Origin of the sequence: uncultured Brevundimonas sp. (assembly GCF_947305955.1) — a bacterium.
Classification (GTDB): Bacteria; Pseudomonadota; Alphaproteobacteria; order Caulobacterales; family Caulobacteraceae; genus Brevundimonas.
Genome location: NZ_CAMZFB010000032.1, coordinates 1 through 18,747 on the forward strand (window position 1 = coordinate 1; position 18,747 = coordinate 18,747).

Annotated in this window: 19 protein-coding genes and 4 tRNA genes; 15 read left to right on the forward strand and 8 right to left on the reverse strand. The window is 62.7% G+C overall.

Annotated elements, in window-relative coordinates:
- From Q0Y42_RS09145 to Q0Y42_RS09155, 3 genes are all read right to left on the reverse strand, one after another.
- The coding region (locus Q0Y42_RS09145) for an amidohydrolase family protein (protein WP_297802741.1) at positions 1-3,148 on the reverse strand (3,148 nt) is incomplete at its 3' end.
- 180 nt (positions 3,149-3,328) lie between these two features.
- Positions 3,329-3,403: transfer RNA gene (locus Q0Y42_RS09150), tRNA-Thr, on the reverse strand.
- A gap of 87 nt (positions 3,404-3,490) precedes the next feature.
- A tRNA-Thr gene (locus Q0Y42_RS09155) sits at positions 3,491-3,565 on the reverse strand.
- An 84-nt stretch (positions 3,566-3,649) separates the two neighbouring features.
- Here Q0Y42_RS09155 and Q0Y42_RS09160 point away from each other — a divergent pair.
- From Q0Y42_RS09160 to Q0Y42_RS09225, 14 genes are all read left to right on the forward strand, one after another.
- Positions 3,650-3,871, forward strand: coding sequence for a hypothetical protein (locus Q0Y42_RS09160; protein ID WP_297802744.1), 222 nt, complete (start codon positions 3,650-3,652; stop codon positions 3,869-3,871).
- Between the two features lie 110 nt (positions 3,872-3,981).
- Positions 3,982-5,274 carry a UDP-N-acetylglucosamine 1-carboxyvinyltransferase gene (gene murA / locus Q0Y42_RS09165; RefSeq protein WP_297802748.1) on the forward strand — a complete coding sequence of 431 codons (1,293 nt, stop codon included), beginning with the start codon at positions 3,982-3,984 and terminating at the stop codon, positions 5,272-5,274.
- Positions 5,275-5,277: 3 nt separating this feature from the next.
- The gene (locus tag Q0Y42_RS09170) at positions 5,278-5,775 is read left to right on the forward strand and encodes a DUF2948 family protein (RefSeq protein ID WP_297802751.1); all 498 of its coding nucleotides are present in this window, start codon (positions 5,278-5,280) and stop codon (positions 5,773-5,775) included.
- 11 nt (positions 5,776-5,786) lie between these two features.
- Positions 5,787-6,248, forward strand: coding sequence for a UPF0262 family protein (locus Q0Y42_RS09175; protein ID WP_297802754.1), 462 nt, complete (start codon positions 5,787-5,789; stop codon positions 6,246-6,248).
- Positions 6,249-6,354: 106 nt separating this feature from the next.
- A complete protein-coding gene (infA, locus tag Q0Y42_RS09180) occupies positions 6,355-6,573 on the forward strand; it encodes a translation initiation factor IF-1 (protein ID WP_003164348.1) in 219 nt (72 codons plus the stop codon).
- A gap of 9 nt (positions 6,574-6,582) precedes the next feature.
- On the forward strand, positions 6,583-7,179 hold the full coding sequence (locus tag Q0Y42_RS09185; RefSeq protein WP_297802763.1) for a nucleoside triphosphate pyrophosphatase: 597 nt from the start codon (positions 6,583-6,585) through the stop codon (positions 7,177-7,179).
- 170 nt (positions 7,180-7,349) lie between these two features.
- Positions 7,350-8,195 carry a ribonuclease E/G gene (locus tag Q0Y42_RS09190; protein ID WP_297802766.1) on the forward strand — a complete coding sequence of 282 codons (846 nt, stop codon included), beginning with the start codon at positions 7,350-7,352 and terminating at the stop codon, positions 8,193-8,195.
- A gap of 5 nt (positions 8,196-8,200) precedes the next feature.
- Positions 8,201-8,365, forward strand: coding sequence for a DNA gyrase inhibitor YacG (yacG, locus tag Q0Y42_RS09195; RefSeq protein WP_297802769.1), 165 nt, complete (start codon positions 8,201-8,203; stop codon positions 8,363-8,365).
- A gap of 81 nt (positions 8,366-8,446) precedes the next feature.
- A tRNA-Phe gene (locus Q0Y42_RS09200) sits at positions 8,447-8,522 on the forward strand.
- 472 nt (positions 8,523-8,994) lie between these two features.
- Complete coding sequence (locus tag Q0Y42_RS09205) at positions 8,995-9,912, forward strand: MotA/TolQ/ExbB proton channel family protein (protein WP_297802772.1); 918 nt, start codon at positions 8,995-8,997, stop codon at positions 9,910-9,912.
- Between the two features lie 5 nt (positions 9,913-9,917).
- Complete coding sequence (locus tag Q0Y42_RS09210) at positions 9,918-10,346, forward strand: biopolymer transporter ExbD (protein ID WP_297802775.1); 429 nt, start codon at positions 9,918-9,920, stop codon at positions 10,344-10,346.
- A gap of 17 nt (positions 10,347-10,363) precedes the next feature.
- Positions 10,364-11,092 carry an energy transducer TonB gene (locus Q0Y42_RS09215; protein WP_297802778.1) on the forward strand — a complete coding sequence of 243 codons (729 nt, stop codon included), beginning with the start codon at positions 10,364-10,366 and terminating at the stop codon, positions 11,090-11,092.
- A gap of 140 nt (positions 11,093-11,232) precedes the next feature.
- Positions 11,233-12,003: a M48 family metallopeptidase gene (locus Q0Y42_RS09220; RefSeq protein ID WP_297802781.1), complete on the forward strand. Its 771-nt coding sequence runs from the start codon at positions 11,233-11,235 to the stop codon at positions 12,001-12,003.
- 95 nt (positions 12,004-12,098) lie between these two features.
- Positions 12,099-12,175: transfer RNA gene (locus Q0Y42_RS09225), tRNA-His, on the forward strand.
- A gap of 86 nt (positions 12,176-12,261) precedes the next feature.
- Here Q0Y42_RS09225 and Q0Y42_RS09230 read toward each other — a convergent pair.
- A complete protein-coding gene (locus Q0Y42_RS09230) occupies positions 12,262-14,106 on the reverse strand; it encodes a patatin-like phospholipase family protein (RefSeq protein WP_297802784.1) in 1,845 nt (614 codons plus the stop codon).
- A 184-nt stretch (positions 14,107-14,290) separates the two neighbouring features.
- Between Q0Y42_RS09230 and Q0Y42_RS09235 the strand changes: the two genes are divergently transcribed.
- On the forward strand, positions 14,291-15,211 hold the full coding sequence (locus Q0Y42_RS09235; protein ID WP_297802788.1) for an enoyl-CoA hydratase-related protein: 921 nt from the start codon (positions 14,291-14,293) through the stop codon (positions 15,209-15,211).
- Positions 15,212-15,246: 35 nt separating this feature from the next.
- Here Q0Y42_RS09235 and Q0Y42_RS09240 read toward each other — a convergent pair whose 3' ends face one another.
- The 4 genes from Q0Y42_RS09240 to Q0Y42_RS09255 form a co-directional block, all read right to left on the reverse strand.
- A complete protein-coding gene (locus Q0Y42_RS09240; RefSeq protein WP_297802791.1) occupies positions 15,247-16,173 on the reverse strand; it encodes a cobalamin biosynthesis protein CbiG in 927 nt (308 codons plus the stop codon).
- Between the two features lie 76 nt (positions 16,174-16,249).
- The gene (locus Q0Y42_RS09245) at positions 16,250-16,813 is read right to left on the reverse strand and encodes a hypothetical protein (RefSeq protein ID WP_297802794.1); all 564 of its coding nucleotides are present in this window, start codon (positions 16,811-16,813) and stop codon (positions 16,250-16,252) included.
- A gap of 3 nt (positions 16,814-16,816) precedes the next feature.
- A complete protein-coding gene (gene xth, locus Q0Y42_RS09250) occupies positions 16,817-17,602 on the reverse strand; it encodes an exodeoxyribonuclease III (RefSeq protein ID WP_297802797.1) in 786 nt (261 codons plus the stop codon).
- A 101-nt stretch (positions 17,603-17,703) separates the two neighbouring features.
- Complete coding sequence (locus Q0Y42_RS09255; RefSeq protein WP_297802800.1) at positions 17,704-18,615, reverse strand: hypothetical protein; 912 nt, start codon at positions 18,613-18,615, stop codon at positions 17,704-17,706.
- Between the last annotated feature and the right edge of the window lie 132 nt (positions 18,616-18,747).

Here is an 18,747-nt window from a genome sequence, read left to right on the forward strand (position 1 = left end):
GAGTGGTGTAGGCATAGGGGATGAAGTCGATGCTCGATATTGGCTTGGTGATGAAGAAGTTTGCCACCTTGCCTGGGGCTATGCTTCCATAGTCGGTGCTCAGTGCCATTGCCGCGGCACCGTTGATGGTGGCGGCCTGAATCACCTTCACCGGCTCCATGCCGCCCTGGTTCAACATCCACATTTCCCAATGCGAGCCGAGGCCCTCACGCTGGCCATGGGCACCGATCTGGACCGTCACGCCCAGCTGGTTGAGGCGGTTCGCCTCGCGCGAGACGTTGATGTGGTTCAGCTCTTCCTCAAGGATGCGTCGCGGACGGCGCGAGACGGCGTCCAGCATACGGCGCGGCACATACTGGCTGAGGATCGGGTCGGCCCAGACATTGGTGGTGTCGTAGAAGTGGTTCTCACCCCACGAACCACCATAGGCCACGATCAGCGTCGGGTTGTAGGCCGTCGAGGACTGCGACCAGAACTGCAGCACGTCGTCGTACATACGGGCCACGGGGATCGAGTGTTCGACCGTGGTGTGGCCGTCGGCGATCATCGACATGTTGTGCTGATAGAGGCTGCCGCCTTCCGGCACCACCATCATGCCCAGTTCGCGGGCGGCCTCGATGATCTGCTGGCGCTGCTCGCGGCGGGGCTGGTTATAGCTCTTGACCGAGAAGGCACCGACCGCCTGCTGGCGACGCAGGGCCGACTTGGCGTCATCGAGGTTGTTCACCGTGGCGGTAAACGGGGTGCTGGCCCCGTACAGGATGATGCCGGTCGAGAAGATGCGCGGGGCGGTGACCATACCGGCCTTGGCCAGCTCGCTGTGGGCAAAGACCTCGCTGTTGCTGTTTGACGGGTCGTGCACGGTGGTCACGCCGAAGGCGAGCGAGGCGTAGTTGATCCAGCTCTGTTGCGGGATGATGTCATCCGCGCCGAACGAGCCGTGCCAGTGGGTATCGACGATGCCCGGCATGATGGTCTTGCCGGTCATGTCGGTGACCTGTGCACCAGCGGGGATGGCGACCGAACCGCGCGGGCCGACGGCCTGAATGCGGTTGCCGTCGATGACGATGACGCCGTCCTCGATCACCTCGTCGCCCTTGGCGGTGATGATACGCGCACCGGACAGCACCTTGATGCCATTCGGGCGAGCGTAGGGCGCGGTGAAGCCCAGTTCGATACCGCGTTCGGGAACAGCCGCGACCGTTTCGCCAGCGCCGTCCACGAAGGTAAAGCTGTCGGTCAGCTTGCGGCTGAACAGCTGCGGGCCGCTGGACCATTTCAGTTCGGTCGAATCCGCGGACCAGTGCAGCCATTCGCCTGCGTCGCGGGTCATGCGGGTCTGCGGAATCGCCTTGCCGTCAGCGGACAGGGTGACCGGGCGGCCCGTATGCGCGAAGGGCGCAACATAGGCGTGGAATCGCTCGGTCCACGCCACCCACTGGCCGTTCGGCGATACGACAAAGTTGGAGGCGTTCTCCGACAGCAGGTGGGTACGCTCGTCATTGCCGCTGAGATCGACCGAAATCAGGGCGTTCTTGCCGTCCTTGCGGGTGGTCAGGAACAGGCGGTCGCCATCGGCCGCGAAATGCGGATTGCGACCCGTCTCGGTGATCAGGGTCGGTTCACCACCGCGTGCGGAGACGCGGTAGATGCCGGGGTTCATGCTCCACAGAGGCGTGGTCAGATAGCCGCCTTCACCGGCGCGATAGATGACGGTCTGGCCATCGGGGCTGAACACCGGATCGAAATAGTGGCCGGGGGTCTTGGTGACGGTGCGGCCTTCACCGCCCGAGGCGGGAATCACACGCACCGAGCCGAGCGACTGGTCGTTCCACGTCGCATAGACGATCGAGCGGCCATCGCGCGACCACGACGGGAACAGTTCGAAATGGTCGCTCTGGCGGGTCAGGCGGCGCGGCTGGCTGACGCTGCCGTCGGAACGGATGTCGCGAACGTAGATGTGGCCCAGAGCCTCGAACACCACCTTGCTGCCATCGGGCGAGGTTTCGGCGTTGCGGATCATCTTCACGTCGAAATGGTCAGGCGCGACCTCGACGTTGAAGCGGACGGCATCTTGAACCGTGCGGGTGTCACGCACGCGGAAGGGGATTTCGGTCGCCTGACCGGACTTTGCGTCGATCTTCTGGATCTTGCCGCCCGCCCAGACGATCAGGTGCTTGTTATCCGGAGTCCAGCTGAAGGTCGGATAGACGCCGTGGATCGCCCAGGTTTCCTGCATGTCGCGGTCGAGCGCGTTGTACAGGGGCGTCTCGCGGCCCGATTCGAGATCCTTCAGGTACAGGACCGACTGGTATCGGTCGCGGCGCACGAAGGCGAGGGTCTTGCCGTCCGGCGACGGGGTGGGGCGGATCGAGCCACCCGGCCCCGTGACGAAGGGCGTGATCTCGCCCGTTTCGCGGTCGAGGCGGCGGATGACGTAGATCTGGCCGTTCGGGTCTTTGGAATATTCGAAGGTGCCGCCCGGCGTGGCGTCATCGCTGAAATACAGATAGCGGCCATCGGGCGAGAAGGCGGGTTCGCCCGTGTCCTTCTCCTGCGTGCGGCGCTCGGTCAGTTGCAGGCCGCCGCCGCCGTTGCGGTGCCACATCCACATTTCGCCCGCGCCCAGCGAGCGGCCCGAGGTGAAGTGTTTGCGGCCGACGATGAACTGGCTGTCCGGCGTCCATTCCGGCTGGGTGACCAAGCGGAACGATTCGTCGGTGACCTGACGCGGATTGGAGCCGTCGCGGTTCACGACCCAGATGTTGTCACCACCACCACGGTCCGAGGTGAAGGCGATATAGCGGCCATCGGGCGAATATTTCGGCTGCATCTCCCATGCGACGCCCGACAGAATCGGGCGGGCCTCGCCGCCGGTGATCGGCATCACATAGATGTCGCCCAGCAGGTCAAAGACGATCTCCTGACCGTCAGGGCTGACGTCCACCGACATCCAAGTACCCGAGGTGACGTCGATGTTGACGCTCTTGGACGGTCCGGGCGGGTTCTGGACGTCCCATTTGGCGGTTTCGGTCGATTCTGCCGAGCCAGAAGCTTGGGCAGGAGCGGCGGCGGGCGCGGCCTCCTGTGCCCATGCGGCAGTGCTGACGGCCAGTGCCGCCACGGTGGTGAGCCAAACGCGCTTCATCGGAAGCCCCCTCGAAAACTAAAAACCCTCGGGTGAAGGCTAACGAGGTTCGCAGGGGTTTGGGAAGCGGCCAAAGCGTGAAATCGCCGCAACCTTAACAGGCGCGAACGTCACAGTCGGCGATGTGGGGGATGATCCCCGCTCTCCCGCTTCTGTGTTGAAACAGAAGCGGGGAGGGGATGGTGCCGCCGGGCAGGATTGAACTGCCGACCTCAGCCTTACCAAGGATGCGCTCTACCACTGAGCTACGGCGGCGACGACGAACGGATTCCGAACGTACATTTTCTACAGTGACACTACACCAAAATGGACCGGCCCTCTGTCGCTAAACAGAGGGCCGGATGGTGCCGCCGGGCAGGATTGAACTGCCGACCTCAGCCTTACCAAGGATGCGCTCTACCACTGAGCTACGGCGGCGTGTCGCTGAGGAGGCGGCTTTTAGCCAACGACTCTCGGAGTGCGCAAGAGTAAAAATGCAAGCTTGATCAAAATCTTTGCACGATGTCTGCTGCGCTCATGGATAACTCCGATCATGATAACAACGGTTCGTCCGAGCCGGATACCAAAGCCACGGCACCTGCCAAGGCAAAGCCTGCGCCTGCCAAGCCCTTGGACGCCAAGGCAGAACGGGCTGCGCGCCTCGCGGCGGCGCTGCGTACTAACCTTCGTCGCCGCAAAATGCCGGGGGCGGCGGGCAGACCTGATCCCAAGGATCGTCACTAGAGGTTGCGGTGTCACCAAAGGTGAGTTGAAAACAGGCTTCCATGCGACCGCAAGGCCTTGCTAGATAGCCGATCCACCGGACCGCAGTGGTACTGGTTCTGAAGGTTTCCATGGACAGCATTGTCATCCACGGCGGCAATCGCCTGAACGGCTCGATTCCCGTTAGTGGCGCCAAGAATTCCGCCATCAAGCTGATGGCCGCTTCGATTCTGACATCGGAGCCGATCCGCCTGACCAATATGCCGCGTCTGGCAGACACCCGCTTCCTGGGCGCTCTGCTGCGCGAGTTCGGCATCGAGGTCACCGAGAGCGATGGCGCGGATGGTCAGCAGACCGTCTTTGACGCCCGCGAGATCAAGTCGACGTTTGCCCCCTATGATCTGGTTCGCCAGATGCGTGCCTCGTTCAACGTGCTGGGTCCGCTGCTGGCCCGAACGGGCGAGGCCAAGGTCTCGCTGCCGGGCGGCTGCACCATCGGTGCGCGTCCGGTCGATCTGCACCTGATGGCGCTGGAAGCGATGGGCGCGAAGATTGAGCTGGACGAAGGCTATGTCACCGCCTCGGTGCCGAACGGCCTGCAAGGCGCAGAGATCGAGTTCCCGTTCGTTTCGGTCGGCGCGACCGAGCATGCCCTGCTGGCGGCGGTCATGGCCAATGGCACGACCGTGCTGAAGCGTGCGGCCCGCGAGCCTGAAATCGGCGATCTGGCCCGTTGCCTGATCTCGATGGGTGCCAAGATCGAGGGTCTGGATACCGACGAGCTGGTGATCACCGGCGTGACCTCGCTGAAGGGCACGGACTGGTCGGTGATTCCGGACCGTATCGAAATGGGGTCCTACGCGGTGGCAGCGGCCATGGCGGGCGGCGAAGTGCGCCTGACCAAGGGCCGTGGCGATCTGATCGTCGCCCTGACCGAGTTGATGCGTCAGGCGGGCGTCGAGATCGTGGAAGAGGCCAATGGTGACTATATCGTCCGCCGTGACCCGACGCTCCGCCTCAAGGCCGTGAACGCCACGACGGAAATCTATCCGGGCTTCGCCACCGATCTGCAGGCCCAGTTCATGACCCTGATGACGCTGGCCGAGGGCGAAAGCGTCATTCAGGAGAAGATTTTCGAGAACCGCTTCATGCACGCGCCGGAACTGATGCGCCTCGGAGCCGATATTACCGTAGCCAACGGCGAAGCCCGCGTGCGCGGTGTCGAATCGCTGCGTGGTGCTCCGGTCATGGCGACCGACCTGCGCGCTTCGATGTCGCTGGTCATCGCCGGTCTGGTGGCCGAAGGCGAAACGACTGTGGGCCGCGTCTATCATCTGGATCGCGGCTTTGAACGTATGGAAGAGAAGCTGGGTGCCTGTGGCGCAGATGTCCGGCGGGTAAAGGGCGAAGCGCAAGAGCACTAGGTCATGACCAGCCAGATCGACGGTGTCCCCGCAGAAATGACCGAGGCCGAAGGCGTCGCTGAGTCTGAAAAGACGGACGATACCGCGCCCCTGCGTCTTCTGGCCGAGGATGCCGACGATCTGCAGATCATTTCCGCCGCGCTTCAGGATGCCATCCTGCGTCCGGTCGATATCCGCTGGGAACGCAAGGCACGCCGCCTGACGATCGTTCTGTCGCGCTTCTGCTGGGAATGCGGCGGTACGCGCGTGATGTCTGCGATGCAGTTCGGCGATGTTCAGGCCGTGAAGAGCCGCCGCCTGCCGCGCGCCCCTGAAAGTGCGCTGGAATTGCTGGCTCTGGACTTCATGCCCACCGAAAATCCGTCGGGTCAGGTGATAATGATGTTCGCCGGGGGTGGCGACCTGCGCGTCGATGTGGAATGCCTAGACGCAGTTCTGACTGATCTTTCGGATCGCTGGCCAGCGCGGCTGGCGCCCGAACATCCAGCAGATGAAGCCTGAGGCCATTGAAAATGACTGCGGACTTGATCCGGATCGACATTGATAACGCCAGCCTGCCGGCCGCCACGGCAGAGATCGAGCACGAGCGTCGTGTGGCGATCTTTGATCTGGTTGAAACCAATGTGTTCAAGCCCGAAGGCGGGAAGGGCGGGCCGTACACGCTTCGCCTGTCGTCGCAGGACAACCGTTTGGTGTTCGATATCGAAGGGCCGGACTATAGCCACATCCACGCCCTGTCGCTGACGCCGCTCAAGACCGTGATCCGCGATTACGGCCTGATCTGCGAGAGCTATTATGAGGCTCTGAAGGGCTCATCGCCCAGCCAGATCGAGTCGGTCGATATGGGCCGTCGCGGCCTGCACAACGAGGGGGCCGAGCTTCTGCAAGCCCGTCTCGAAGGCAAGGTCGAGTTGGACAAGGAAACCTCGCGTCGATTGTTTACGCTGGTTTGCGCCCTATATCGTCGTGGATAACCTCGACTAATCCTGAGTTTTGGTGCATTAGAGCGCCCTCTGATCTAAGGCTCGCGTCAACGCCCGGCGCGGGCCCAATGCTGTTTCAACGGGCGAGAGAGGCCGCATGGCTAAAGAAGAACTGCTTGAGTTCCCGGGCGTCGTCAGCGAACTGCTGCCGAACGCTACCTTCCGCGTGACGCTTGAAAACGACCACGAGATCATCGCTCACACCGCTGGCAAGATGCGTAAGAACCGCATCCGCGTGCTGGCTGGCGACAAGGTGCTGGTCGAAATGACCCCGTATGACCTGACCAAGGGTCGTATCACCTATCGCTTCAAGTAAGGACGCGCCTTGTCGCGTCCTGACGCCACGGTTCGGAGGCTGGTACTGGCCTCCTCGAGTCCTCGCCGGGTGGAACTCCTGGCACAGATCGGGATCGTTCCCGATCAGATTGACCCCGCCGATATCGACGAAACCCCGCTGAAGGCTGAAATGCCGATGCGGCTGGCCCAGCGTCTGGCGACGTCCAAGGCGGCTGTCGTCGCGGAACGTCATCCTGATGCCGTGGTGCTGGCTGCCGATACGGTGGTGGCAGTGGGGCGTCGCCTGCTTGAGAAGCCCGCTGACGAGGCCGAGGCCCGTCGCTTCCTCAAGCTTCTGTCCGGTCGCAACCATCGCGTTTTCACGGGCATTGCGGTCATCGCTGACGGCAAGACCGCCTGGCGCGTTGTGGATACGCGCGTCACCTTCAAAACCCTGTCCGATGCCGAGATCGACGCCTATGTCGCCTCTGGCGAATGGCGCGGCAAGGCAGGTGGATATGGCATCCAAGGTCGTGCAGCGGCCTTTATCCAGAGAATCGTCGGCAGCCATCCGGCGGTGATGGGGCTTCCGCTTTACGAGGCCAACAACCTTCTGGCCGGTGCAGGCTGGCGCGCGGCGAGCTGATCGTCGTGGGCGATGCGGCCTATTTCCTAGATGTCATGCCAGGCGAAACCCGCGGCATCGTGGTCCGAAACGGCCGGTTTCACTCTCTATATATAGAGCGACCGACCGACGTGGCCGAGCATAGGCTCGGGGCACGTGTCGTCGGTCGCATTTCTCGCGTCGAGCCGGGCTTGGGCGCGGCCTTTGTTGATCTGGGCGCAGGCGAGCCGTTCGGCTTTCTCTCGCTGGGGAAGAACCGCCGCTTTGCCGAGGGCGAGAAGGTGACTGTCGAGATCACCGCAGAGCCTCGGGAATCAAAAGGGCCTTCTCTGCGCTATGTCGGGGAAGGGCAGGGCGAGGTCCGACTCATCTCGCGCGGGCCTAGTGTGTCTGAGCGCATCAAGGCCTTGGCTGGCGATCAGCCGATTCTGACTGGCATTGAGGCGCTGGAGGCGTCACTCGCCGCCGAGGAAGAGGCGCTGTCGTCCCATGTGGTTGTTCCGGCCTATGGACTGGATCTGTCGATGGAGCGCACGCGGGCTCTGATCGCAGCGGATATCGACTATGCCCCGTTGCCCGGTCGTGATTCCCGCAAGGCCCGCGAGGCTGTGAATCGAGTCGGCATGGCCGAGATTGCGCGCCAGCTTTCTTTGAAAGCATGGGGCGGAATCATCTGTGTCGATCTGGTGGGCGTTAATCTGCACGCCGAATCCATAATGAAGATGGCCAAGGCGGCCTTTGCTGATCGCAATGACGTGGTGTTCGCACCATTGAGTCGTTTCGGTGTGCTGCAATTCTCGATGCCGTGGACCCATCAGCCTGTCGAAGAGCGACTGGCGCAGGGGAGGGCGGCGGGACTCACTTCGCTGCGTGAACTGAATCGCGCCCTGTTGTCCGACCGATCGGTGCCTGTGTTTGAACTGGTGTGTCCGGCGGCGATGGAAACGATGCTTTCGCCGCTGGTGTCTGAACTGGGACCCAGAGCGCGGCTGGTGGCCCGAACCGATATATCCAAGCCCATAGTAAGGGAGGCCTAGTCCCGATGGCCAAATGCCCCATCTGCAAGCGCAACGAGACGGTTGCCGAATACAAACCCTTCTGCTCGCGCCATTGCGCGGACGTGGACCTGAACCGCTGGTTCTCGGGTGGCTATGCCATTCCTGTTCCCGATGAAGAGATTGATGAAAAAGATCGCGGAATTGAGTGAATTAGCCTCTTTACAGCCCGAACCGGTCCCCCTATAGAGACCACCTCGCCGCGGCGCAGACGCCCGCAGCGAAGCAGAGATGCCCGGATAGCTCAGTTGGTAGAGCAGCGGATTGAAAATCCGCGTGTCGGTGGTTCGAATCCGCCTCCGGGCACCATCTCTTTTCTCCTGAAACAATTATTCACACATTCATGTCAGTATGCTTGGGCATATCGGCATGCGTCATCCTGCCGCAAAAAAGTCATATTCCGGCTAGGGTCAAATTTATCGACCTTTATGTGTGAAGGGCGTTAAATCATGCGCCCTAGACCTATTCTCCAAAATTAAGTTGCGTGGGCCCTGCGGCACTAGTCGCTACGGTGGCAAAAGCTGTTTTCCGGCCTTGACGCTCCTTAACCCGTTCGCCAAAGGGTCTGTAACCGCATTCCGTGCTTGCAGGGTTGGGGGGCTGAGCTATTGTTCTTCCCAACGACCCAGCGTCATCCTCCGCAAGGAAGATGGGCAAAGGGGCGGTGCCAACCGGCGGGGGAGAAAACCGGCGGTGGTTAAGATTTCATTTGAGAGGCGTTCGACTGACGCGGGCGTCTCTTGGGTTCCACGAGTCAGACCAAAGCAGGAACTGGCGAAACATGCTCGATAGCAAGAAGACGAATATCCTCCTGGCCATGGCCGGCGCTGCCGTCCTTATGGCAGGTTCGCCGGCTCTGGCGCAGGACGCCGCTCCGGCAGCTCCGGCCGCCGAAGCCGCACCGGCCGCTGATGCCGCCGCAACCCCGGCTTCGACCGAAGCCCCGGCAGCTGATGCTGCCGCAACTGAAGAAGATCCGGCTTCCGTTAAGGAAGCTACCGGCGGCGGCCACGGCAAGCTGACCCCGATCGGCATGTTCATGATCGCCCACCCGGTCGTTAAGATCGTGATGGCTGGTCTGCTGCTGGCCTCGATCTTCTCCTGGACCCTGCTGCTGATCAAACTGGTCGAGTTCGGTTCGCTGAAGAAGGCTACCGCCAACTTCCTGGAAGCCTTCCGCGGTGCACGCACCCTGGCCGACATCCGTCGCATTTCGACCTCGGAAGAGTTCGAAGGTAACCCGCTGGCCGACATGGCTGCTGCAGCTACCTCGGAAATCGAAACCTCGCGTCAAGCTGGCCTTGACGTTGCTGGTGCTCACCGCGGTTCGACCGTTCACCGTGCAGAAACCGCCGTCGCTGCTGTGCAGTCGACCATCGGCGGCCGTCTGTCGGGTGGCCAACAGTTCCTGGCTTCGGTCGGTTCGTCGGGTCCGTTCATCGGTCTGTTCGGTACCGTTTACGGCATCATGAACTCGTTCATCGGTATCGCCGAATCGAACACCACCAACCTGGCCGTCGTTGCTCCGGGTATCGCTGAAGCTCTGCTGGCTACCGGTATCGGCCTCTTCGCCGCTATCCCGGCCGTTATCTTCTACAACTTCTTCTCGACGAAGATTGCTGCTTACGGCACCCAGGCTGACGGCTTCCAAGCTGAGCTGCTGAACACCATCTCGCGTCAGCTCGACAAGGGAGCATAAGACGGATGGCCGCCAAACTCTCCGGTTCCGGCGGCGGCAAGTATACCGTCGAGGCGAACAGCGAAATTAATATCACGCCTTTCGTTGATATTATGCTGGTTCTACTCATCATCTTCATGGTGGCGGCACCGCTCGCCACCGTGTCGGTGCCGGTAGAACTCCCTCGTGCCGTCGCTCCGCCGGCCCCGAATCCGCCCAAGCCGATCTTCATTTCCATCCAAGACGATGGCGATGTCTTCGTTGGCGATTTCAGAACGTCGGTTGCGACTCTGGGTGAAGACCTGAAGGCGCAGATCGGTACGCGTTCGCCTGACGAAGAGCGGATCTTCATCCGTGGTGACCAGAAAACCCGCTATGGCAACTTCATGCAGGTCATGAACGCCTTGCAGGACAACGGTTTCTACAGTGTCGCGCTCGTCGGCAACGAACAGTAAGGGGGCTAGGCAAAAGCATGTCAGCTGAACCTAATCAGCCAAGAAACCCCCTTATCGATGCGCCCCGGAAGAAGAAAAAGCTTTCGGCCGGTGCCATCGTCGGTATCAGTGCGTCTGTGATCGTTCACGCCTTGGCAGGTCTGTACCTGTACAAGACGAAGTTCGAAGTTCAGCCGTTCGACTATGTCGATGAAGCTGTGGATGTGGAGCTGATGGATGCTCCGCCGCCGCCGCCTCCGCCGCCTCCGCCGCCTCCGCCTCCGCCGACGGATACTCCTCCGCCGCCGAAGCTTCAGGTGCGTGAAGCGGTAGTTACCGACCAGGCTCCGCCTGTGACGGTCGACATCGAGCCGACCAAGAAGGACGAACGCCGCGAGTACGAAGGTCCTCCGGTAGTGGTCCAAGGTCCGCCGCCGCCGCCGGCCCCGCCGGCTCCGCCGCCTCCGCCGCGTCCGTCGGTGATCACGAACCCGCAATGGGCTCGTCCGCCGCGTCCGACCGAGCGTGACTTCCCGCAACGGGCTCTTGACCGTGGTGTGGGTGGTTCGGCAACCGTCGAGTGTACCGTTACCCCGTCTGGCCGTCCTGAGGGCTGCCGCGTGGTATCGGAAGAACCGTCGGGCATGGGCTTCGGCCAAGCCGCAGTCCGCATCGTGCAACGTGGCCAGCTTTCGCCGCGTACTGTCGACGGTGCTGCCGTGAACGCCAAGTTCACCGTGCGTGTGCCGTTCAACCTGGGCGACTAAGTCCAGCGTCGAACGACTGCAAAGTTAGAGCGCTCCGGCTTCGGCCGGGGCGCTTTTTCTTTGTGCGCTATCAGGCTGTCGGGAGCCGGTTGGAGAGTGGTACGTTGTCACCTCAAACATCGCCATTCAGGCGCGACTCGATGACAGGCTTACCGATGAACATCCGCAAATCTGCCCTAACCCTTGGTGCTCTTGGCCTTTCGGCGGCGCTGCTGGCGAGCTGTGCCTATAACGAAAGCCTGGGCCGTAACCAGTTGGTGCTGATGGACGACAGCGCGCTGGTTCAGGCATCGCAGGCCGCGTGGCAGGAGACACTACGCACCCAGAAAGTCTCGAACGATCGCGCAATGAATGAGCGCGTGGCCCGCGTCGGCAATCGCGTCGTTCAGGCCGCGCAGCTCCAGAATCGTAGCTGGACCTATGCGGTATTTGACGATTCGACGCCGAACGCCTTCGTTCTGCCGTCGGGCCACATGGGCGTAACGACGGGTCTGCTGCGTATCGCCCAGAACGACGACCAATTGGCCGCTGTCATCGGCCATGAGGTTGCGCACGTTGTGGCGCGCCACGCCGCCGAGCGTACCAGCACCTCCAGCTTGGCCCAGTTGGCCCTTGGCGCGGCCCAGAGCGCGGCAGGTGACTATGGACAGGCTGTCGGGGCCTTTGGCGGGGTAGGGGCCCAGCTGGGCGTCCTTCTGCCGTTCTCGCGTCGTCACGAGTTGGAAGCCGACCGTCTTGGCCTCGACTACATGGTGGGTGCCGGATATCGCGCGAGCGAATCCCTAACGCTGTGGCGCAACATGGCGAGCGCGCAGAATCGCTCGACGGGTCCGGAATTCATCTCGACCCACCCCGCCGATGCTACCCGCATTGCAGCGCTGGAGGCCTATATCGCCCAGCGCGGCTATTGATTGGGCCAAAGAACAGCGAAATAGATCGTGTTTCGTGAAAAGTGCTCTTGAATCAAACGCTGAGGCTAGGTAGAGAGAGCGCCTCGCAGCGATGTGCAGCCTTAGCTCAGCTGGTTAGAGCGCCGGTTTGTGGAGCCGGAGGTCCTCAGTTCGATCCTGAGAGGCTGTACCATTCCACCGCTTTCGGGCGGTGACGCGAATAAAGGGGCCGGACGGGCGAAAGCCATGTCCGGCCTTTTTGCGTTCTGGTCCTTGGTTTTAGCTGGTGGCCTTATCGGCACGCTGTGGTTTGCGCTGGGGCAAGAGGCGCGCCAGCACCGAGCGGACGGGCGAGGGAGCAACAGGCCCCTCGTTTTCCGCAGGCGCAGGCACAAACGGCTTGGGCGCGGGGCGGCGCAGATCAACGACCGGCCTGTCCAGTGCGGCCAGCGCAGCCTTGGCGGCATCCTCACCCGCGGCGATTCCCGGATGGAAGGCTTTCCACTCGCGGATGTCGATTCCCTCGGGCTTTGGCAGAATCAGAACATCTGTCTGGGCGCGGGCTTCGGCCAGTTCGGCGCTGGTGCTCAGGGTCGCGGCGCGCATCAGCACAGAGACAATGGGCGGCCCCTGTTTCCACGCGCCCGACATGATCCAGCGCCACCATGACGGCGGGTTCTCCAGCTGTTCGGCATTGACGCCGCGCGTCTGGGAAACATCGCTGCCGATCAGCGGCCCGCGATTGAACCGGCGCATGACGTCGCTAGGGAAGTTCCGCAGCACCGCGCCGTCCACCAGAACCTGCCCGTTATGGACATAGGGCGGGATCACTCCCGGAATGGCAACCGAAGCCCGCAGTGCCAGCCGCAGCTTGCCCTCGCGATGCACCTCGATCCTGCCAGACGTCAGATTGGCCGACACCGCAAAAAAGGGCAGGGCCATGTCCTCGATCCGCAGGTTGCCATAGGCCTCCTTCAGCAGGGCATTGAGCTTGTTGGCGCGTGTCAGGGCGACCAGCGGCACGGCAATGTCCGACAGCGGGTCCTTGCGGACAAAGGCGTCCTGAATGCGGTGTTCCAGCTCGTCTTGGCTCCAGCCCAGCGCGGGGCCTGCGCCAATGACCGCGCCCATGGACGAGCCGCCGATAAAATCGATGGGTACATGGGCGTTTCTGAGCGCGCGCAGGACGCCGATGTGGGCATAGGCCCGCGCTCCACCGCCGGACAGGACCAACCCCACCGACGCCCCCGTAATAATCCGCGCCATGCGCTGGACATCGTGGGCGGAGCCGTCCTGACAATGGAACCAGCGTCCGGGGCTCATGACCTCCAGCCAAGGCTGGCTCCTTGGCCGCTGGGACACCGGAGTGGGGGACAGCAGGATCAGGTCGGTCAACTGATGGACCAGTTCGGTGTCCCCGTTGCGCCGTCCGGATTGCGGCGGCGGCGCGACGGCTGGATCACCCACGATGAACAGCCGATCGACCTGACGCGCGCAGAGGTTGGCCCAGGCGGGATCGCTGCTTTCGGCGACATAGAGGACGAAATCGTGGGTGTCCTCGACGCGGGTGAACCAGTCCGAGGCCAGTGTCATGGCCTCGCGGTCGATGATCTTGGCGCGATAGCCCTCGGCCTCGATGGCTGCGAGGATGGAGTCCACAAAGGGCCGGATCGGGGCTTCGCGTGCCGAGATGAAGCCGTGGACAGAGGGGAAGTCGGTCGTGCCCTTCTGGCGGGTGCGGCGGATCATCACCCGTGCCACCTCGGCCATCAGGTCGGGGTGGGCGCGGCTGATTTCATAAAAGGCGTCGCGGGGAAGGGCGATGACCTCGCTGTCGCGCAGGGCAACGACATTGGCCGTGTGCGCCGTGTCGGCCAGCATGGACATCTCGCCGACGGGGGTGCCCGGCTGGACCACGCCGACGAATTCGGCCTGCTGTCCCTCACGCGGGGTGAATACGCCCAGACGACCGCTTTGCAGAATGTAGAAGGTATCGGCCGGATCACCCGCCGAGAACAGCCGCTCGCCTTCGGTCAGGGCGAACCAGCTGACGCGGCTGTCTGGCGTCTCGGTCAGGATACGGGCCAGCGCGGCGTCCAGATTGTCGCGGTGAGAGGCGTGCATCGCGTTGGCGTATCTATGATTCTTTGGCGGCGGGGTTCATATCTGGCGACACAATACCGCCGTTCACCGGAAACTTGATAGCGCGTTGATGGATTAGCTTTGGTGGGCCATTTGGCACGAAGACTTGAGACGCCCGCCTGCCCGACGCGCTAGCATCGCCAAAAGCTTTTTACGGAACTGATTCATGACCCAACCCAACGAGCCGACCAAGGGGCAACCGTCCGAAGACGATCTGAACGCCCTTGATGTCACCGACTTCGAGGCCGCGCAGATCAACCGGATCGCCCAGCCGCTGGTGGCGGGGGCGGCACCGGATGCCAACAGCGATCTGGTGCAGATCGACAGCCTGCCGTCGGGCGTGGTGTTCGTGACGATCAACCGTCCGCAAAAGAAGAACGCCTTCAATGCCGAGGTGATTGCCGCACTGACCGAGGCGTTCGAGACGCTGCACGGTGCCGACAGCGTGCGTGCGGTGATCGTGCGCGGGGCAGGGGGCACCTTCTGTGCGGGTGCAGATCTGGCGTGGATGCGTGATGCGGCTGATTGGTCGGAATCGGAAAACCGCGAAGACGCCATGGGTCTGGCCCGTATGCTCAAGGCGCTGCATGACGTACCGGCCCTGACGGTGGCGCTGGTGGAAGGTGCGGCCATGGGCGGCGGTGCGGGCATTGTCGCGGCCTGCGACATGGCCATTGCGGTCGATGGGGCGCGCTTTGCCTTTTCCGAGGTCAAACTGGGTCTGATCCCTGCGACTATCGCCCCCTATGTGGTCGAGGCCATCGGTGCGCGCCGTGCCCGCCAGCTGTTCCTGACGGCCAATGTGTTTGATGCCGACTATGCCGCCCATGCGGGTCTGATCGACCTGATTATCGGTCAGGACCAGATCGACGAGTTCATTTCCATGCTGACCGATGGCCTGATCGCCAATGCGCCGGGGGCCATGGGCGATGCCAAGCGTCTGGTCCACGATGTGGCTGGCCGCGACATCGACAACCGCCTGATGGAAGAAACCGCCAAGAGGATCGCCAGCGCCCGCATCTCGCGCCAGGGGCAGGAGGGCGTGCGCGCCTTCCTAGACAAACGCACGCCTTACTGGGCGGAATAGTCCAAATGGAAAAGGGGGCCGGTTGGCCCCCTTTTTTAGCTGTTGATACCGAGGATCCAGCCTTCCTCGTTCTCGACCTTGTCGATCATCTCCGGCGTGGCGCTGGCGGGCGGGGCAAAGGATTTTTGCAGCTTGCCCTCGTCGTCCATGATGGCGATGGCCTCGGCAGCGGCGCGGACCTCGGCCTGGGTCTTGAACTCCTTGACGCCTTCGGCGCTGACCTGACGGGTCGCCTTGAACATGGCGGGCCAGACTTCGACGACCAGAGCCGAAAGGGGGGCAACATCGTCCTCGCCCAGTTCGCGCCAGCCCGTGCCGAACGGCCAGATGGCCGCCGAGGTGCCCAGCTTGTCCAGCAGGCGACGCAGCATCGGCACCCCCACTAGCGTCAGGCCGCCGATGGCACCGGCACCGTGCATCTGCCAGACGCTGTGCGCCGGCAGTTTCAGCTGGCGCGCTGCCTGTTCGGTCAGGCGGTACTCGGGGATGTCGCTGCCGCTGCCTTCGGGCGGCTTGGTCGAGGTCAGCCAGCGCTGGGCCTGACTGGCGGGCGCACCCAAGAACGGCCACGGCTGATCCGTCATCAGACGGTTCATCTTGGCGGCCACCTGATAGCGGTTGTTGGTGTTGTCGGCCTTGTCCACGACGTTGGACGACAGGAATTTGCCCATGGCATCCCACGGACGGCCTTCGAGCTTCAGCAGGGCCGAGGTGCCGGCAGGGAAGCCGAAGTCGAAGTCAAAGCCCACCAGCACGCGGTCGCCGCGCTTGCGGTGCTCGGCCAGCAGGCTTTCGAGCAGGGCCTCGCCCTCGGCGCGGGTGCCGACGTTGTGGGTCTCGGTATAGAGGCGGAAACGCACGTCGCGCTTAGCCACACCGATCCAAAGGGTTTGCTCGCCGAACTTCTTGCCCTCGGCAGCAGTCCACTTGGCGATGATGTAGGCGTCAAACAATCGGGCCACTTTGGGCTCCAGTAGAAATAGGAGTTGAGGAATTGGGTTTGATTCTAGCGGGCCGTGCGGTCCGCGGGAAGGGTGATCAGGCCTTGAGCACTGCGTCGATGTGCGCCAGCCAGCGTCGGGCCAGTCGCAGACCTTCGCCCGCAGAGCCTGTCAGGCGCGGACCGGACACCGTTTGCACGGAATGACCCGATGCGCCCTGATCGCCGGACCATGTGGCCCGCCACAGGCTGATCTCGAACTCGGGGCACTGGTTATCGAGGAACATCAGGCGAAGCACGACGCTTTCGGCATCTTCGACCAGAACATCCAGATCCTGACGGCCGAGCTGGCGGCGGACACGGCCAACGACATGGCGGTCCACGATGACCTCGGCCCCTTCGATCTCGGCGAAATCGAAGACCAGACCGATGGAGCCACGGTTCCACAGAACCGCTAGCTGTTCATTGGTCAGGTCCAGTGCTGCGGCCTTGCCCTCTGCGGGGGCAATGGCGTGCATGTCCGGGACGCCGGTCAGGGCGTTTTTCATCGCCCTTCGCAAGCGCCGCTCGGGCTCCATCCACCAGGACAGGAACAGGAAGGCCGTCGTGGCAAAGGCGGCGATCAGGGCGACCAGCAAAATGGCCCTGAGCGTCTCCCCCATAACTTACCCCTCCAGATCGATGTCCACGACCACAGGTACGTGGTCACTCGGCTTTTCCATATCGCGGGCATCGCGGTGGGTTTCAATACCCCGAAAGCGATCTGCGGCTTGCGGAGACAATAGGGCGTAGTCGATGCGGATGCCATTGTTCCGCTGCCATGCACCCGCCTGATAGTCCCAGAAGGTGTAGGTACCCTTTGGCTCCTTGCCCAGTTCGTGGGCGTCGGACAGGCCCAGCCACTTCAGGCCCTTCAGTGCGGCGCGGGTTTCCGGCTGGAACAGGGCGTCGTTGACCCATTCCTCGGGCTTGGCGGCATCGTCAGGCGTGAGGATGCAGTTGTAGTCACCGCACAGGGCCAGCGGCTCCTCAAACGTCAGCAGTTCCTTGGCGCGCTCGTGCAGGCGCTGGAACCAGTTCAGCTTGTACGGAAACTTCTCGGTGTCGATCGGATTGCCGTTCGGCAGATAGATCGAGGCCACGCGGATCGGTTGCGGGCTTTCGATCAGGGCCTCGATATAGCGGGCCTGTTCGTCGCTATCGTCACCCGGCAGGCCGCGTGCGACGTCCGAGATCGGATATTTCGACAGCAGGGCCACGCCATTATAGGTTTTCTGGCCGTGGGTCTCGACGTTGTAGCCAAGGCTTTCAAAGGCTTCGCGCGGGAACTTCTCGTCCACGCACTTGATCTCCTGAAAACAGGCGACGTCGGGTTGGGCGGATTCAAGCCACGCCAGCACGGTGGGCAGGCGGGCGTTGACCGAGTTCACGTTCCAGGTGGCAATACGCATAGGTCTTGATTAGGCCTTAGGGGGCAGGTCCGGAAGGGATAAAAAGAAAAACGCCGCCGGGGTTACCCCCGACGGCGCTGTTCGCATCCGTAAAACGGGGCTTAGCCTTCGCCGCGCGGGGCACTCGGGGTCAGGGCGCAGCCGCCGCCGATCAGGGCCGCTTCGGCGCACGGATAGACCATTTGCACGACCTTGGCGTCGTCCATACGGAAGATGACGCCATCGGCACCGTTACAAGCGGCTTCGATGAAGACGCCGTTAGCGTTTCGGCCCATGTAGCGGGTGTCGGTGACATCGCACGAAGCGGCGTCCGAACCGGCCATCCAGCCCTTCACCGTGGCGATCAGCTCGTCCTTGGTGGTGTAGGCGCAGGTGATGTTGGTCGAAGCCAGCGTCAGGCAGTCGTCGGCTTCCCAGCCGATGTCGGTGCGGTTGATGCGATAGCCTTGAGCGCCTTCGCAGCCGACTTCGAACACCAGGTTCTCGCCCTTGCGGCCGATGACATTGCCTTCGTTCACGGCGCACGGCAGACCGGCTTGGGTGCCATAGCTGGCCAGAACCGACAGGAAGTTGTCGTTAGCGGCGATCGAGCAGCCCGGACCGGGATCGGATTCCGGATTGGCAGCCAGAGCGCGGGCGCGGGTAGCGGCCACTTCGATGCAGCTCAGCTTGGTGGCCGGAGTGGTTTCGTTGCCCGTCACCAGCATGTAGCCAAAGTCGTTCTCGCAAACGAGCTCATAGACCTTGCGCTGGTCGGCATTGGTGATGCCGCGGAACTCGGCGTTGGTGACGTTGCACGGCAGGCCGGCGGTCGCAGCGGCTTCCTTGGCTTCGGCGAGGATTTGTTCCGGCGACGGTGCAGCCGGTGCCTGCTGGCGACGCGCATTGCGGTTGCTGGCGCGGCCACGGGTCACCTGACCGGAGTCTTGATCCGACTGGACGCGGTCGCCCGGGACTTGCGCTTGGCCAGCATAGGCAAAGCTGGATGCAGGGGTGATAGTCAGAAGTGCCAAGCTGGCAACCACGCAGAACGCGCGCGATTTCGAGCGGTGGGTCACGGTGAATCCTCGCCTCAGTGATATTAACGCCAGCCTTGGCCGTACCTTCTGGATGGGTCAAGGGCTGAATGGCGCGCACACTGGACC

Bases quoted from the DNA above. Each gene is read 5' to 3' on its own strand.
- Q0Y42_RS09220 (WP_297802781.1), top strand. From the start codon at position 11,233: ATGACAGGCTTACCGATGAACATCCGCAAATCTGCCCTAACCCTTGGT.
- Q0Y42_RS09160 (WP_297802744.1), top strand. From the start codon at position 3,650: ATGTCTGCTGCGCTCATGGATAACTCCGATCATGATAACAACGGTTCG.
- Q0Y42_RS09245 (WP_297802794.1), bottom strand. From the start codon at position 16,813: ATGGGGGAGACGCTCAGGGCCATTTTGCTGGTCGCCCTGATCGCCGCC.
- Q0Y42_RS09205 (WP_297802772.1), top strand. From the start codon at position 8,995: ATGCTCGATAGCAAGAAGACGAATATCCTCCTGGCCATGGCCGGCGCT.
- Q0Y42_RS09175 (WP_297802754.1), top strand. From the start codon at position 5,787: ATGACTGCGGACTTGATCCGGATCGACATTGATAACGCCAGCCTGCCG.
- Q0Y42_RS09235 (WP_297802788.1), top strand. From the start codon at position 14,291: ATGACCCAACCCAACGAGCCGACCAAGGGGCAACCGTCCGAAGACGAT.
- Q0Y42_RS09170 (WP_297802751.1), top strand. From the start codon at position 5,278: ATGACCAGCCAGATCGACGGTGTCCCCGCAGAAATGACCGAGGCCGAA.
- infA (WP_003164348.1), top strand. From the start codon at position 6,355: ATGGCTAAAGAAGAACTGCTTGAGTTCCCGGGCGTCGTCAGCGAACTG.
- yacG (WP_297802769.1), top strand. From the start codon at position 8,201: ATGGCCAAATGCCCCATCTGCAAGCGCAACGAGACGGTTGCCGAATAC.
- murA (WP_297802748.1), top strand. From the start codon at position 3,982: ATGGACAGCATTGTCATCCACGGCGGCAATCGCCTGAACGGCTCGATT.
- xth (WP_297802797.1), bottom strand. From the start codon at position 17,602: ATGCGTATTGCCACCTGGAACGTGAACTCGGTCAACGCCCGCCTGCCC.
- Q0Y42_RS09210 (WP_297802775.1), top strand. From the start codon at position 9,918: ATGGCCGCCAAACTCTCCGGTTCCGGCGGCGGCAAGTATACCGTCGAG.
- Q0Y42_RS09215 (WP_297802778.1), top strand. From the start codon at position 10,364: ATGTCAGCTGAACCTAATCAGCCAAGAAACCCCCTTATCGATGCGCCC.
- Q0Y42_RS09230 (WP_297802784.1), bottom strand. From the start codon at position 14,106: ATGCACGCCTCTCACCGCGACAATCTGGACGCCGCGCTGGCCCGTATC.